19 protein-coding genes are annotated in these 14,264 nt (G+C 34.3%); 6 read left to right on the top strand and 13 right to left on the bottom strand.

Annotation, left to right across the window (positions count from 1 at the left end; translation table 11 throughout):
- From DD829_RS06020 to DD829_RS05995, 6 genes are all read right to left on the bottom strand, one after another.
- On the bottom strand, positions 1 to 701 hold a 701-nt coding region (locus tag DD829_RS06020; protein WP_165814843.1), incomplete at its 3' end, for a PIN-like domain-containing protein.
- A gap of 151 nt (positions 702 to 852) precedes the next feature.
- On the bottom strand, positions 853 to 1,590 hold the full coding sequence (locus DD829_RS06015) for an SDR family oxidoreductase (protein WP_108411316.1): 738 nt from the start codon (positions 1,588 to 1,590) through the stop codon (positions 853 to 855).
- Between the two features lie 69 nt (positions 1,591 to 1,659).
- Positions 1,660 to 2,244 (bottom strand): TetR/AcrR family transcriptional regulator, encoded by a 585-nt coding sequence (locus DD829_RS06010; protein ID WP_076396469.1) that lies wholly within the window; start codon positions 2,242 to 2,244, stop codon positions 1,660 to 1,662.
- Between the two features lie 100 nt (positions 2,245 to 2,344).
- Complete coding sequence (locus DD829_RS06005) at positions 2,345 to 2,884, bottom strand: GNAT family N-acetyltransferase (RefSeq protein ID WP_116547620.1); 540 nt, start codon at positions 2,882 to 2,884, stop codon at positions 2,345 to 2,347.
- A gap of 3 nt (positions 2,885 to 2,887) precedes the next feature.
- Positions 2,888 to 3,211 carry a hypothetical protein gene (locus tag DD829_RS06000; RefSeq protein WP_116547619.1) on the bottom strand — a complete coding sequence of 108 codons (324 nt, stop codon included), beginning with the start codon at positions 3,209 to 3,211 and terminating at the stop codon, positions 2,888 to 2,890.
- 160 nt (positions 3,212 to 3,371) lie between these two features.
- Positions 3,372 to 4,046: a hypothetical protein gene (locus tag DD829_RS05995; RefSeq protein WP_123906820.1), complete on the bottom strand. Its 675-nt coding sequence runs from the start codon at positions 4,044 to 4,046 to the stop codon at positions 3,372 to 3,374.
- A gap of 142 nt (positions 4,047 to 4,188) precedes the next feature.
- Between DD829_RS05995 and pafA the strand changes: the two genes are divergently transcribed.
- Entirely contained in the window at positions 4,189 to 5,835 is a 1,647-nt protein-coding gene (pafA, locus tag DD829_RS05990) for an alkaline phosphatase PafA (protein WP_108409611.1), read from the top strand.
- A gap of 62 nt (positions 5,836 to 5,897) precedes the next feature.
- Here pafA and DD829_RS05985 read toward each other — a convergent pair whose 3' ends face one another.
- The 7 genes from DD829_RS05985 to DD829_RS05955 all read right to left on the bottom strand — a co-directional run bounded on the left by DD829_RS05985 (position 5,898) and on the right by DD829_RS05955 (position 10,247).
- On the bottom strand, positions 5,898 to 6,494 hold the full coding sequence (locus tag DD829_RS05985; RefSeq protein WP_108409610.1) for a Crp/Fnr family transcriptional regulator: 597 nt from the start codon (positions 6,492 to 6,494) through the stop codon (positions 5,898 to 5,900).
- A gap of 192 nt (positions 6,495 to 6,686) precedes the next feature.
- Positions 6,687 to 6,998: a barstar family protein gene (locus tag DD829_RS05980; protein WP_116547617.1), complete on the bottom strand. Its 312-nt coding sequence runs from the start codon at positions 6,996 to 6,998 to the stop codon at positions 6,687 to 6,689.
- Between the two features lie 66 nt (positions 6,999 to 7,064).
- Positions 7,065 to 7,373 (bottom strand): GIY-YIG nuclease family protein, encoded by a 309-nt coding sequence (locus DD829_RS05975; protein ID WP_116547616.1) that lies wholly within the window; start codon positions 7,371 to 7,373, stop codon positions 7,065 to 7,067.
- A gap of 45 nt (positions 7,374 to 7,418) precedes the next feature.
- Positions 7,419 to 7,919, bottom strand: a complete 501-nt coding sequence (locus tag DD829_RS05970; RefSeq protein ID WP_108410602.1) for a ribonuclease domain-containing protein — start codon at positions 7,917 to 7,919, stop codon at positions 7,419 to 7,421.
- Between the two features lie 305 nt (positions 7,920 to 8,224).
- Positions 8,225 to 9,016: an NAD(+) synthase gene (nadE, locus tag DD829_RS05965; RefSeq protein WP_108410603.1), complete on the bottom strand. Its 792-nt coding sequence runs from the start codon at positions 9,014 to 9,016 to the stop codon at positions 8,225 to 8,227.
- A gap of 58 nt (positions 9,017 to 9,074) precedes the next feature.
- Positions 9,075 to 9,602, bottom strand: a complete 528-nt coding sequence (locus tag DD829_RS05960; RefSeq protein ID WP_185140306.1) for a GNAT family N-acetyltransferase — start codon at positions 9,600 to 9,602, stop codon at positions 9,075 to 9,077.
- A 6-nt stretch (positions 9,603 to 9,608) separates the two neighbouring features.
- Positions 9,609 to 10,247, bottom strand: a complete 639-nt coding sequence (locus tag DD829_RS05955; RefSeq protein ID WP_108409360.1) for a hypothetical protein — start codon at positions 10,245 to 10,247, stop codon at positions 9,609 to 9,611.
- Positions 10,248 to 10,298: 51 nt separating this feature from the next.
- On the opposite strand from DD829_RS05955, the gene DD829_RS05950 reads away from it, so the two are divergent.
- The 5 genes from DD829_RS05950 (at position 10,299) to DD829_RS05930 (ending at position 14,260) form a co-directional block, all read left to right on the top strand.
- Positions 10,299 to 11,282, top strand: coding sequence for a gliding motility protein GldB (locus DD829_RS05950; RefSeq protein ID WP_108409359.1), 984 nt, complete (start codon positions 10,299 to 10,301; stop codon positions 11,280 to 11,282).
- Positions 11,283 to 11,337: 55 nt separating this feature from the next.
- Positions 11,338 to 11,664 carry a gliding motility protein GldC gene (gldC, locus tag DD829_RS05945; protein ID WP_076396489.1) on the top strand — a complete coding sequence of 109 codons (327 nt, stop codon included), beginning with the start codon at positions 11,338 to 11,340 and terminating at the stop codon, positions 11,662 to 11,664.
- A gap of 98 nt (positions 11,665 to 11,762) precedes the next feature.
- Positions 11,763 to 12,902 carry a cystathionine gamma-synthase gene (locus DD829_RS05940; protein WP_108409358.1) on the top strand — a complete coding sequence of 380 codons (1,140 nt, stop codon included), beginning with the start codon at positions 11,763 to 11,765 and terminating at the stop codon, positions 12,900 to 12,902.
- A 377-nt stretch (positions 12,903 to 13,279) separates the two neighbouring features.
- Positions 13,280 to 13,759, top strand: coding sequence for a nuclear transport factor 2 family protein (locus DD829_RS05935; RefSeq protein WP_108411060.1), 480 nt, complete (start codon positions 13,280 to 13,282; stop codon positions 13,757 to 13,759).
- A 60-nt stretch (positions 13,760 to 13,819) separates the two neighbouring features.
- Entirely contained in the window at positions 13,820 to 14,260 is a 441-nt protein-coding gene (locus DD829_RS05930) for a GNAT family N-acetyltransferase (protein WP_108411061.1), read from the top strand.
- Positions 14,261 to 14,264: the final 4 nt, after the last annotated feature.

Here is a 14,264-nt window from a genome sequence, read left to right as displayed (position 1 = left end):
CCATAAGGATCATCAGGTTTATCTTTTATATCACCTAATCCAGGAAAAATTGTACGTGTTTTATTTAAGATATTTTCAATTTCGTTAGGTTTAATATCTTTTTTTAAATAATCGAATTTTGTTTTTAAAAGTATTGTTTCTTCATTATTTAGATTATCAATATGATTACATTGATATAGTAAATCTAGAAATTTATCTTTCCAAATTAAATTTTTAAATTCAGAATATTTATTGTCAGAATCTTTATTTAATTGATCAAGAATTAATTCTAATTCGTCCTTATGCTTCATTATTTCGGTTTCAACATATGGATAATCTTTTAATATAACTTTATGTTGTTCAATGAAATTTTTAAGTTGATTAACGATATTCGAACTAAAATCTGTAGGGATTTTTTTAGTAACCTTTTCAAAAAATTTCTTTATTACATCTTCTCTATTCTTCAAGAATTCTTTTTGAACCTGATGTGTAATTATAATTCTTTTTTTATTTTCATTTATAAAATCGAATAATTTTTCTCTCGCTGTAAAGGAAATACTATAGTATCTTAAAAGAACATTTGTATCTAAAAAAATTGGAAAATCAGTTTCTAATTTTAAAACCTTATCAAAATTTTTGGTATATCTATCTAAACATTCTTTATATGTTTTAATATCACAATTATTTAATTTGCTAACAAAATTTGTTTCTTCTGTAATCATTCGAATGGTTGAATTAGTTTGTATCAAATTTAATAAATTCATCCTTTATAAACTACGGATAACAGTAAAATTAAAACAAAAAAATCTCCCACGAAAAACCCATGAGAGATAAAATATATGGAATCAATTCCAATCAGGAACGATGAAATTTTTAATTATTGAAAGCTGCAAAGGCTCCTTCTGTAGCGGCGAAGAAATTGTCGTATAGTAAACCTGTATTTCCGACACGAATTTCATAAATATCTTCCTGAAGAGCTTTCACCAAATCATTCGCAACATCTGAAGCCGGAATTCCGTTTTCCAAACCGCCAATTTCTGCAGAGAAATCTGTGGCAACCAATGGTGGCATTAATTCAAAAACTTTTATATTAGTATCTTTTGCCAGCTCGTATCTCAACGATTTTGTGTGAGAATGAAGAGCAGCTTTTGAATCTGAATATGTAGGAAGATTTGCCCCCGGAACAAATCCTACAATTGATGAAACATTCACGATAGCAACTTCATTCTGTTGTTTCAACAGAGGAAGGAATTTTTCTGAAAGTCTGATCGGCGCAAAATAATTGGTTGTGAATTCTGCTACAGCTTTACTGTAAGCATCTCCGTCATTTGCAATATTGTAAACATAGGCATTTCCGGCATTGTTGATTAAAATATTCAATCCTCCGAAACTGGTTTTTACTTCTTCATACAACCTGTTGACATCATTTTCATCTGTAATATCCGCCTGAATTGTGAAAACATTCTCCAGATCTTTCGCTGCAGCATCTAATTTTTCTTTGTTTCTTCCTACGATGATGATTCTGTTGGCCGGGCTTAATGCTTTTGCGATTTCTAAACCGATTCCTGAACCTCCGCCAGTAATTAAAATTGTGTTGTCTGTTGTGTTCATAATAATTTGTTGTTTAAGTTATACTAAATTGTTTATTGTACTATTTGGTACAAAATAGAATAAAATTTTTTATTGTAGTATTTTAAGATTCATTTCAATAAGAGAATGAAGAGTTTCAGGAGAATGTTCCATTCTTCTTGTGACGTGAATTCCATTCCACAGATTAATTAGATGACAAGCCAGAATTTCCGGACTTTCCTGAGTTTTTAATCTTCCTTTTTCCTGAGCTTTTTTAATTGCTTCGAAAAAGATTTTCTGTAAACCTTTAAGTAATTCTGCAGTTAATTTCTTAATGTCCTGATCTTTTTCCGACAGTTGAACCAAGGCATTCCCCAAATAACATCCCCTTTCTGCATCGCAGTCTTTCACATGCGCAAGGTTTAAGAAAAACTGTCTTATAAATTCAATCTCGTCATCAGAATTTTCAATAGCCTGAACCATTTTCAGATTAAAATTTTCAGCAAACTGTTTAATTGACCGGAGATATAATTCCTGTTTTCCACCTTTAAAAGCCAGATAAAAACTTCCTTTCCCGATTCCCATGGCATTCAGCAATTCGTCTGCGGAAGCGGTGTCGTAGCCTTTATTTCTAAAAACTTCGGTCGCTTTTTGTATCGCTTCCTGCTCGTCGAATATTTTTGGTCTTCCTGCCATTTCTTTATTTTGATGAGACAAAGGTATACAATTGTACTATTTGGTACAAAATAAATTTTCAAATATCTTTAATAGTTTATGTCGATAATGTTCTGTTTTTCTACGTCAAAACATCAAAACTCATAAACAAAGCCGTTTCAGTGGAATCATTGTAGAGTTTTGTATTAATTCCCGTAAATTGAAATCCTGCCTTCCGGAAAAATTTTACTGCAGGATAATTGGTATTGCGAATTTCAGTTTCCACAATTCTGCACTGCAATTTTCTGGCTTCAAGATTGATATTTTTGATCAGTAACCTTCCAAGATTCTGCCTCCGGAATTTTTCATTGATCCATATATTTTCAATAAAAAGACTGTTGTTTTTCAGTCTGTAATCGCAGATAATCCAGCCCGTCAGTTCCTCTTTTACATAAACGCCGAAAGAATGACTTTGCTGAATAATGGCATTTAAATACTCAATATCATAGAAGCCGGGCTCCAAGATCTTTTTATAATATTGATTTTTTTCTCTTAGGGTAAATTCAAAAGAATATCCGGTTTCGATGGTTGAAACCACAAAAATTTTTTCAGTTTCATAACCCTTGAAATCCTGATTTAAAAAGAGATTTTCTGTAAATGGAGCTAATCTTCGGATTTCCATCAGTTAGAATTTAGAATTCTGAGCATGAAATCTGCTTTTTGTTGCGTACAACCAGATCTGTATCATCACAAGAACAGAAATCACAATAATCCTTATCATGGCATTTTCCGAAAATCTTTCGCGGATCACTTCCATGTAATTGATCTTTTCAATGGTAAATTCCTTAAGCTGATCGATATTGGTAAAAGCATTTACCTTTCCGACTTCTGAATTGATTTCGGCTTCATTCAGCGTTGCCGCAACGTTGATGAGGTTGATATTGCTAATAAACAGCCATCCGAATAACAATAGAGATACCGAAAGAAGAAAAGGTCTGATAATTTTCATGAATAGAAATATTTTGAAGTGGAACAAGATGTGTTTTTACATTAATTTCAAAGCTAATTAAAATCGATTTAATATCAATAAAATAATGAAAATGTTTTTTAAAGAAGTTACTTGAAAATAATATTGTTGTAAATTCTGAAATTTTATCATTTCATAATAATCAATTGATGATTACGAATTTTTTACAAAAAACATCTTTGTCTTTTTCAAAATAATTAGGAGAAGTTTCTTTTAATTGATGTCTTGTAAGTTCTGTAATTACTTTGTAGTTAGAATATTTAACAATATTGTACTTGGTAATTCTATAATCGAAAGGTAGATCGATTGATGCATATTTAACTTTTTTATCTTCGAATTGATAATAATTAATGATTTGTTTTCCAGGATAAGAATGTCCTACATCAAAAATAATTTTACCTTCATCCAGAATTAACGGATAATTTTCTGTGAAATATATTGTTTCATTATCTTCATTAAATAATAGAAAATCATCAACTTCAAATGCATTCAGTTTGAAAATGTAAAATTTTTTTTCTTTTGTAATTAAAAAAATGTTTTGTCTTTGACTACAATAAGAGATTTCTGAAATTTCTCCTCTGGAAAAAGTTTTAGCTTGAATACAATGAGTAGAAATCTTGTTGGGAAATTTTTTCTGAAATTCTGTGTAAAGCTTCTCATTTTCTTTTATTAACGGTTTTTTGGATAATACAACCGTATCTTTTAGTGATGATAAGTAATCTGATTGATTTATAAATCTTATAGAAGTATTTGTATTAGATTCTACATTGAAATTAAAATCATCACAATCAAATGGAATATATTTTTGAGCAGACAATTTTATGAACGGAACGGCTATTAAAAACAACACAAAATATTTCATAGTTATTAAGTCAAATTAGAACTTTAAAATTAATTATAATTTCACACATCAAAACTTTCAAAACCCTTAAATTTGTTGTCAATAAAAATTTTACTGGATGCTTAGGAAAATTTCGGTTGCGGCGGCTGCTTTTTTGTCCGTCCTTACAATCAATGCGCAGAAGAACAAAAATTCTCAGTTGGAGAGACCAAAACTGGTAGTAGGTTTGGTTGTGGATCAGATGAGGTGGGATTATTTATACCGTTTTTATAACAAATACGGCAACGAAGGCTTCAAAAGACTTTTAAATACAGGATATTCTTTAAATAACATTCATATTCCCTATGTTCCTACCGTTACAGCTTTAGGACACACTTGTATCTACACAGGTTCTGTTCCGGCAATTCACGGGATCGCAGGAAACGACTGGACGGATAAGGAAACAGGGCAAAATGTCTACTGTACCACAGATGAAAGTGTAAAACCTGTAGAAACAGCCAATGCTAAAGTAGGGAGTCATTCTCCGAAAAATCTCTGGTCTACCACAGTTACGGATGAGCTGAGACTTGCCACCAACTTTCAGGGAAAAGTAATCGGTGTTTCTTTAAAAGACAGAGCTTCCATTTTACCGGCAGGACACACACCGAACGGAGCATTCTGGTTTGATGATTCCACCGGAGATTTTATTACAAGCTCTTGGTATATGAATGATCTTCCGCAGTGGGTAAAAACCTTCAATTCTCAGGATCTACCGGATAAATTGGTTGCCAACGGCTGGAATACCTTACTTCCGATCGATCAGTACACAGAAAGTTCTCCGGATAATTCTTCATGGGAAGGATTGTTGGGAAGTGCCAAAACCCCTACGTTTCCTTACAGTAATTTAGCAGCAGATTATCAGGCTAAAAAAGACAATATCCGTTACACGCCATTCGGAAACACATTAACGCTGAAATTAGCCGAAGCAGCTGTAGAAGGTGAAAAGTTAGGAGGAGACGATATTGTGGATATGTTAGCCATCAATTTGGCATCGACGGATTATGCAGGACATAAATTTGGTCCGAATTCCATCGAAGTGGAAGATGTTTATCTGAGACTTGATAAAGATTTAGCACAGTTTTTCAATTATCTGGATTCTAAAGTAGGAAAGGGGCAATATACGGTTTTCCTTTCAGCAGATCATGGCGGTGCGCATTCTGTAGGCTTTTTACAGGAACATAAGATCACCACAGGTTTCTTCGGAGACGGAATGGACAAAAATGTCAATCTTAAGTTAAAAGAAAAATTCGGGGTTGATAAACTGATCAATGCAGTGGATAATTACCAGATTTATTTCGACAGGAAATTACTCAAAGAAAATAATATTAAATTAGAAGACGTTGTAGATTTCACCGTAAAAGAAATTGAAAGTGATCCTTCAGATTTATACGCTGTTCCGGTAAATAAAGTTTCAGAATCTTCTATTCCGGAGCCGATTAAACAAAGAATCATCAACGGAATCAACAGACAGAGAAGTGGTGATATTCAGTTGATTTCACATGATTCCATGCTTCCTCCGTATTCAAAAACAGGGACAACGCACAGTGTATGGAATTCTTACGACTCGCATATTCCTTTAATATTTATGGGATGGGGAATTCAGCACGGTGAAAGCAATAAAGCGTACTTCATGACCGATATTGCACCTACAATTTCTTCATTGCTTAAAATTCAGTTTCCAAGCGGAAATGTAGGAAATCCGATTACGGAAGTGATTGGAAAATAGTACTTTCCTGTAAAGATAAATGATAAAATCCTTAACCAAAAAGTTAAGGATTTTTTTTGTTTTTAAACATAAATTTTACTGTTGTCGATCTTTACCATATTCTGCTGTTCCATTTTTTTAATTGCGCGGATTACGGTTTCTATCCGCATTCCTGTGAGCGATGCTAACTGCTGTCTTGTATAAGGAACTACAAAGGAGAATTGTTCTTCAAAACCAAAATGCGCTTTTACATGAGACATAATAAGAGTAAGCTTTGTAATCGGATCTCTGAAAGAAAAAGGTGCTGCAGTGATGTGTCTGTAACGCATACGGTCTGCGGTGTAAGAATACACAGAAAGCAGAAGTTCAGGCTTTTCTAATAAGAGTTTTAAGAATTTGCTTTTTTCAAGCCTGATGATTTCACAATCTGTAATCGCAACTCCGCTTACAGCATACTTTTTATTGTGGAAAATATACGTTTCGGCAAGACAATGACCATCGAAAGGAATCCCATGAATGAATTCTTTGCCGTCTTCCAGAAAGCTGCTCAGCTTTACCGTTCCGGTTTTTATCTGCAGATAATATTTGGGACTGCTTTCTTCTTTAAAAATATAATCGCCGGAATTATAGTGTTGCAGTTCAGCACCATGAGAAAACAGGAGGTTTTCACAAATGATCATAAGTCTTAATTATTAATTTGATCTAAAATTAACAATTTGAAAGGGGGATTAAAAATTTATTAATACCACATAGATGCCTTACAGATGCCTTATTTTAAGAGATGAATCAGCAGTATTCTAAGCATTTTTATTAGATATTAAAAACTTTATAAATGAAAAACCCGCAGATTATTCCGCGGGTTGTAGATTATATTATTCTTCCTCTTCGTTCAGATCGTCTTCATCATCTTCATACTGTTCGAGAAAATAAGTGAACGTGAAGTCTTCCGTTTCTTCCTCAGCGTCTTCAAGCGTGAGAAGAAGATCTTCAAAAATTTCCAGCTGATCGACCGTCATATTTACAAATTCAATATGAAGAGGCATTTCCAGTTCTCCGGTAATCACATCAGAAAGTGCATCCAGGTTATCTCCGAAATGATCCGGAAGTTTGATCTTTTCTTTCAGTTTGGCATAGAAATCTTCATAATCTCCGATGTCCGTAAAATCTATATATATTGTACTCATAACTTTATTTTTAATTTTAAATCAGTGAGCGTAAGTCATTGCGAGGAGCTAAGCGACGAAGCAATCTCAATAAGGATTCATAATATCTCTAATGTCTTCAATTAAATCTTTCCATTCAGGATTGAATGAATTAATTAAATCTAACTTGTCTTGCCGAGATCCAGCTTTTATTTGCTTTTCTCTAAAAATTGCATCTCCAATTTCCTGAAATGCTTCCCAATAAACTAATTTATGTAAATTATATTTTGCAGTAAAACTTTGTTGATATTGATTTTCCTTATGTTGTTGAACGCGTTTGGGCAAGTTTGAAGTAACTCCTGTATATAGAGTAGTGTTGTTTTTATTAGTCATAATGTAAATAAAACCTACTTTCATATTTTTAGATTGCTTCGTCTTTTCGCTCCTCGCTATGACCTACAACTACTGTTTCTCAAAACTTTTATAATGGTTTTTCGTCAGATAAACATTACCGTCTTTCGTGAAAACAATCCGGTCTGCATTTCTGTTTCCGCAGTGATAATTTACATCCGCTTCAAAATACTTTTCACCTTCAGGCAATGTTTTTTCCCTGTTGCTGAAGTGATCTCCGCCAATCGCTTTTCCCGGCAAAACCTCACACAGATTCCCTTTGGAAGGATTCCAACCCATCTTTCTTGCTTCATTTTTGGTGATGTAATACTCAGGAAGCTGATGATTTTTTTTAACATAAGCAATAACCTTTTTTTCTTCTGTCAACTGATCAATAGATTCCTGACTCGAATATGCCGAACCCGAAATCTCAGAACTGCCGTATTCAATTCTTGGATTTTTGGAGGAAATTTCCTTTTTATCCGCAATGAAGTTATTATAAACGTACATCACAGACATCCCGAAAAGAAGCCCTAAACAAATGAAAAAGACAGATCTTATTTTACCATTCATAGTATTAAATTAAAAAATGTAACAATAAGTTTGTTTAAACTTTTATTAAACCGCAAAAGTAACAAAAGACAATCTTAAAGCGAATTTCTATAATAACCAAAGCGCTCAAAAGAATAAAAATCAAAGATTTTTAAAAACTATTGTGAACTTTTTCATTTATAATGATCAACTTTAAATAAAAGTTTAGTTCACCTTTTGTCACTTTTGCGGTTAATTCTGAAATAGTTTAAACAACTTTAATGTATCAATCTATCAGTTTAGCAATCCATTGTTACATTGTTAAACTTTTAAATTGTTACATTAATTTATGCTCTCCAGTCTTCCGGAATATCGCAGATCGGAATCGGAACCATTTTATGTTTTGCCGCTTTATGCATTCTGTCGAAAATCTGGAAAACCTCTTTATCTCTGCCTTCGTAATCTTCTGCTGTTTTTGTTCCGTATTCTTTCTGAATTTTTTCCAGTTCAGGATAGGTTGCCCCGATTTGGTCTTCATCCGTTCTTTCTGCATCCCAAAGTCCGTCCGTAGGAATCGCATTCTGAATGCTTTCAATTAAATTTAAAGCTCTCGCTAATTCATACACTTCCGTTTTATAAAGATCTGCGATTGGAGAAACATCCACACCGCCGTCGCCGTATTTGGTGTAGAAACCAATTCCGAAATCTTCTACTTTATTTCCTGTTCCGCACACCAAAAGTCCGTGAAGCTGCCCGAAATAATATAAATTCAGCATTCTGAAACGTGATCTTGTATTCGCAAGAGCCAGATTGTTATTAGGATTTCCTTCTGAATGTGCGCTGACAATATTTTCAAAACTTTCGAAAACAGGAGTTAAGTTAACGGTTTCTGATTTTACGTTTGGAAATTTCTTTTTCAGATCCTCAATATGATCCTGCGCTCTGTTTACCTGATCGGCTTTTTGACGGATCGGCATTTCTAGCGCAAGAACTTCAAGCCCTGTCATCGCACAAAGAGTAGAAACGACACCCGAATCCACACCTCCCGAAACTCCGATTACATATCCGTTTAATTTTGCTTTTACGGCATAATCTTTCAGCCAGTTTACAATATGGTCTATAACTTTTTGTGTCTGCATTGTTTATATTTTTGTCTGTTTTTATTTAAAGAAATTCAAAATTAAAAATTCTGAATGTTTATTTGATGTAATTTTTATGTTGAAGCTCATACCAGAAGCAAATTCCGTCCGGTTCGGTGAATTCGCCAGTTTTTTCAAAGCCTAATTTTCTTAAAATATGATTGGAACCTTCGTTTTCAGAATGGGCATGAGCATAAATGGTTTCAGCTTTCAGATGATGAAATCCAAAATCAAGCGAAGCTTTTGCCGATTCCAGCGCATAGCCTTTTCCCCAGTATTCAGGAATGAAACGATATCCGAGATCGTAAATATTGTTGTAGCCGTTTATTTCCTGAGTAATTAATTTTAGTCCGCTCCAGCCGATCAGCAGTCCGCTTTCTTTTTCAATTACAGCAAGTCTTCCGACACCGTTATCAAGATATTGCTGCTGGATCATTTTAATCACATTTTCAGATTCGGTGATGTCGGAAAGAGGAGGTACTCCTATGTATTTCATCACTTCAGGATCGGAGTCGAGGAGAAACAGACGTTCTGCATCTGTTTCTTCAAATTTTCTCAGAATAAGTCTTTGTGTTTCTAAATACATAAAAAATTACTGTTGCTGAAATCCAAAAACCGTTACATTGGCTGCTCCTTTTTTAATGTCTGTTTCCTTGATCGGATTTTTCATCACGTTTAAGGTTTCCAGATTGATATTTGCGGAAATATCCAGTTTTTGAATCTGATTATGCTCAAGATTTAGCTTTTTAAGATATTTAAGCGAGCTTAGATCAATGGTTTTTATTTTATTTAAAGATACGGTTAATTGATCAATTCTGGGTGTCGTTTTCAGCGAAATATTTTCAATCTGATTGTTGTCGAGATACAGTGAAGCCAGAATTTTTAGATTTTCTGCTTTAAAATTTGAAATTTTACATCCTGTACACGAAAAAAGCTGCAGATGATCCATATTTTTCAGGGAAAGATTTACAATGCTGTTATCATCCAGTACGATCATTTTTGCATTTTTAAAATAGGGAAGATCTTCTGCATTTGTAATGCCTTTATTCACTAAAAATAAATTTTCAATTCTGTCGGCTTCAAACTGATTCATTTTTCCGTCTTTGTTCAGATCAAAATTTTCAATCACCGCTTTTTCAAGATTTTTATCTTTAAAAATGAGGCTTTGACTGTAAAAACAGGATACAGAGAAAATAAGAATGAGGATCGGAATTATTTTATTTTTCATCATTACATTATGTTTAAATCCGTATTTTTGTACACTTAAATTTCATGTAAAAGTATGAAGATTTTCAGAATTACTGCACTTTCTTTAGTATTAATTTTAGGATTGAATTCCTGCAAAAAAGAATCCGGGAATCAATGGAACGTAGAAATTACAAGTCCGGCGGAAAAAGTAGAAATTACGGATATTTCCAAAGAACTTTACGATCCGAATGTTTCATCGGAAAGTTTTAAAGCTAAATTTCCTTGGTTTCAGGGAACGGTAAGCGATGCAGATTTTGCCAAAAGAAGAGCAGATGCTGAAGAAATTAAAATTTACAAAGAGGCTACCTCAAAAATAGATCAGAAAAAATTGCAGACTGATCTTCAGGATTTGTTTTCGCACATCAAATTTTATTTTCCTGCATTCAAAAGTCCGAAAGTATTTTTATTTTCATCGGCTTTGCAGATGGTTCAGGATCCTATTTTTTATGATGCCAAAGGAAATCAGCTTTTTATTGATATTACAGGCTTTATGGGAGACGGAAATCCCAATTATAAAGGTTTGGAAATGTATTTCCAGAAATCCATGAACCCGAATAATATTGTTCCGAAAGTCGCACAGATTTTCGCGGAAGGTTTTGTAAAAGAATCTCCGGATCATCAGAAATTCATAGACATGATGATTCTCAACGGTAAAATCATGATTCTTAAAGACGCTTTTTTACCAACATATCCGGAATATCTGAAAATGAACTACACCCAGAAGCAGTATGAATGGGCAGTTTCCAACGAAGCCAACATCTGGAATTATTTCGTGGAAAATAATATCATTTTTGGAGACGATCACAGATTGGAAGACCGTTTTATCGCTCCGGGACCATTCTCGAAATTTTATACGGAAATTGATAACGAATCTTCTCCGCAGATTGCCATTTTCACAGGATGGCAGATCTGTAAAGAATATCTGAAGCAAAAGCAGGAAACCAAACTTCAGGATTTCCTAGGATTGGATGCAACCGTGATCTTTAACCAGTCTGGGTATAAACCGAAAGTAAAATAATACGCTGAATGTAAAACATTTGGCAAGCAATATATAGTATAATAAACAGAACGTTATGAGAAAAACTCAGATTACGATAGATGTAGAACTGGATGAGAACCACATTCCGGAAAACATCACTTGGAACGCACAGGACGGCGGAATTGAAAAAGAAGAAACAAAAGCAACCATGATCTCGGTTTGGGACGAAAAAAATATGGAAGCTTTGAGAATTGATCTCTGGACAAAAGAAATGCCGGTGGATCAGATGAAAATGTTCATTCATCAAGTGCTTGTTTCTATGGGGAATACCTACCAAAGAGCAACAGGAGAAGAAGATGTGGCACAATGGTTGGAGCAGATGGCGGAAGAGTTCGCAGTAAAATCGGCGATAAAAATGTAAAACAAATTTGAAAATTTGAGAATGAAACAATTTGAAAATGAATGCAGTGGAGATAATTTCCAAATTCTCAGATTTTTAAATTAATAAATTATAAAATAATGAATTTTAATACAAAAGTAATACACGGAGGACAGCATCACGAATCTGCAACGGGTTCTGTGAATGTACCTGTATTTTTAACGTCTACCTTCGCACAGAAAAGTCCGGGAGTACATTCCGGCTACGAGTATTCAAGAGCGGCAAACCCTACAAGACAGGCTTTGGAAGACTCTTTGGCAAGCATCGAAAACGGAGCGAGAGGTTTAGCTTTCGGTTCCGGTTTGGCGGCAATCGACTGTGTTTTAAAATTATTAAATCCGGGAGATGAAGTGGTTGCAGTAGACGATTTGTACGGAGGAACGTACAGAATGTTCACCAGACTTTTCGAAAAATATCAGTTGAAATTTACCTTCGTGAATTTTGATGATGTTTCTAAAATCAATGACGTTATTACAGATAAAACAAAACTAATCTGGATTGAAACGCCAACCAATCCTTTGATGAAACTGGTTGATATTAAAGCAGTTGTTGAAGTGGCAAAAGGAAAAGATATTCTGGTTGCAGTGGATAACACTTTTGCAACGCCTTATCTTCAGAGACCAATTGATTTGGGAGCCGATATCGTCATGCACTCCGCAACAAAATACTTGGGAGGTCACTCCGATGTTATTGCGGGAGCTTTAATTGCAAAAGATGCCGAACTTGGAGAGAAGCTTCACTTCATTCAGTTTGCAAGCGGAGGAATTTTAGGACCTCACGATTCTTATTTGGTGTTGAGAGGAATTAAAACACTGGCTTTAAGAGTTCAGAGACATTCTGAAAACGGAATGGCTGTTGCAAAATACCTTGAATCTCATCCTGCTGTAGATCAGGTGATTTATCCGGGATTAGAATCTCATCCGCAGCACGAACTGGCAAAATCTCAGATGAAAGATTTCGGAGGAATGGTTTCCTTCACTTTTAAATCGGGTAAAAAAGAAGATGCCATCAAATTTTTAGAAAGAGTAAAAGTATTCACTTTAGCCGAATCTTTAGGAGGAGTAGAATCTCTTGCCAATCATCCTGCTTTGATGACTCATGCTTCCATTCCTGCAGAAAAACGTGCAGAATTGGGAATTACATACGATTTGGTTCGTTTAAGCGTAGGAATCGAAGATGCAGAAGATCTTATCGCAGATCTGGAAAGAGCTTTTTCTTAGTTTAAAAACAATTTATAACACTTTGCCATTCTGTATAGAACGAATTGGAGTAAAGAATCTAAATAGAATTTATTTAAATTTTTGGAGCTATTTCCCGCTTTCCACTATATCTTTTGCTACGCTTTGCTTCACAAAAGGATGCCGTTGCAATCGTGGCTAGGATTGTAGTCAATTCTTTCAGTATTTGAAAAATACGATCAAAGTTTGTCATCCTGAAAGGATCTTTAGATAGTATTAGAAAGTCGTTTGAAAAAATTAGAGCCAAGATTCCTGCGGAATGACAAACGTTAGAATAGAAATTCAAAAATTTATTAAAAAAGATTCTTCCTAACGTCAGAATGACAGAGTGTTGAACAACATTTTAAAATAAAAACATAATGAGAAAGATCCAGATTTTATTCCTGTTAATGGTAAGCCAGATTGCCTTTTCTCAGGTTAAAAATACTGACGAACTGTACAAAACGGCGAAAAAATTAGACAGTCTGATATTCGATATCGGATTCAATAAATGCGATCTTTCTCATTATGATTCTATCGTAAGCGAAGACTTGGAATTCTACCACGATAAAGGCGGAATTACTTCCGGAAAAGAAGCCTTCAAAGCCTCCATTAAAAACAATATTTGTGGCGGTCCCAATAAAGTGAAACGCGAACTGATTCCAAATTCCATGAAAGTATATCCTTTGTACAACAATAATGCTCTGTATGCTTTTATTCAGGAAGGAGAACATGATTTTGCTGAATTTTACAACGGAAAATGGAACAAGGGAAGCCGTGCAAAATTTACCATTCTCTGGATTCTGGACGGAAAAGACTGGAAAATGAAGCGTGTTTTCAGCTACGACCATCACTTATAATCTACTTTGTCAAAGCTTTATGAAGTTTTTTGCGCTTTGACAAAGTTTTAAACTCCCATTATGACAAGAAAAGCCCAACTTGCAGATGTACAGCAGTTATCTGAACTGTTCGATCAGTACAGGATCTTTTATCATAAAGATTCCGATATTCCTGCTGCGGAAAAATTTTTAACAGAAAGAATTGAAAATAACGATTCCGAAATTTTTGTTGCCGAAAATGAAGGGAAATTAGTCGGTTTTGTTCAATTGTATCCGTTATTTTCCTCTACAAGAATGAAAAGATACTGGCTTTTGAATGATTTGTATGTGAATGAAAATTATCGTGGAAAAGGGTTTTCAAAACAACTGATTGAAGCATCCCAAGAAATGGCAAAATCAACAGATGCCGCCGGAATTCTTCTGGAAACCGGAAAATCCAATGATATCGGAAACAAGCTTTACCCAAGATGCGGATTCGAAATCTACGATGAAGTGAATTTTTACGAATGGAAGATTTCATAATGTA

The organism is Chryseobacterium sp. HMWF035 (genome assembly GCF_003094695.1).
Lineage (GTDB): Bacteria > Bacteroidota > Bacteroidia > Flavobacteriales > Weeksellaceae > Chryseobacterium > Chryseobacterium gambrini.
The sequence above is the reverse complement of the archived record's forward strand: the minus strand, read 5'-3'. Positions and strand labels throughout refer to the sequence as shown.

Coding starts and splice junctions, on each gene's coding strand:
- DD829_RS05980 (WP_116547617.1), bottom strand. CDS start 6,998: ATGAGTACAATATATATAGATTTTACGGACATCGGAGATTATGAAGAT.
- DD829_RS05930 (WP_108411061.1), top strand. CDS start 13,820: ATGACAAGAAAAGCCCAACTTGCAGATGTACAGCAGTTATCTGAACTG.
- DD829_RS05960 (WP_185140306.1), bottom strand. CDS start 9,602: ATGTATTTAGAAACACAAAGACTTATTCTGAGAAAATTTGAAGAAACA.
- DD829_RS06015 (WP_108411316.1), bottom strand. CDS start 1,590: ATGAACACAACAGACAACACAATTTTAATTACTGGCGGAGGTTCAGGA.
- DD829_RS05950 (WP_108409359.1), top strand. CDS start 10,299: ATGAAGATTTTCAGAATTACTGCACTTTCTTTAGTATTAATTTTAGGA.
- DD829_RS05940 (WP_108409358.1), top strand. CDS start 11,763: ATGAATTTTAATACAAAAGTAATACACGGAGGACAGCATCACGAATCT.
- DD829_RS06000 (WP_116547619.1), bottom strand. CDS start 3,211: ATGAAAATTATCAGACCTTTTCTTCTTTCGGTATCTCTATTGTTATTC.
- DD829_RS05975 (WP_116547616.1), bottom strand. CDS start 7,373: ATGAAAGTAGGTTTTATTTACATTATGACTAATAAAAACAACACTACT.
- DD829_RS05985 (WP_108409610.1), bottom strand. CDS start 6,494: ATGATCATTTGTGAAAACCTCCTGTTTTCTCATGGTGCTGAACTGCAA.
- gldC (WP_076396489.1), top strand. CDS start 11,338: ATGAGAAAAACTCAGATTACGATAGATGTAGAACTGGATGAGAACCAC.
- DD829_RS05955 (WP_108409360.1), bottom strand. CDS start 10,247: ATGATGAAAAATAAAATAATTCCGATCCTCATTCTTATTTTCTCTGTA.
- DD829_RS06010 (WP_076396469.1), bottom strand. CDS start 2,244: ATGGCAGGAAGACCAAAAATATTCGACGAGCAGGAAGCGATACAAAAA.
- nadE (WP_108410603.1), bottom strand. CDS start 9,016: ATGCAGACACAAAAAGTTATAGACCATATTGTAAACTGGCTGAAAGAT.
- pafA (WP_108409611.1), top strand. CDS start 4,189: ATGCTTAGGAAAATTTCGGTTGCGGCGGCTGCTTTTTTGTCCGTCCTT.
- DD829_RS05970 (WP_108410602.1), bottom strand. CDS start 7,919: ATGAATGGTAAAATAAGATCTGTCTTTTTCATTTGTTTAGGGCTTCTT.
- DD829_RS06005 (WP_116547620.1), bottom strand. CDS start 2,884: ATGGAAATCCGAAGATTAGCTCCATTTACAGAAAATCTCTTTTTAAAT.
- DD829_RS05935 (WP_108411060.1), top strand. CDS start 13,280: ATGAGAAAGATCCAGATTTTATTCCTGTTAATGGTAAGCCAGATTGCC.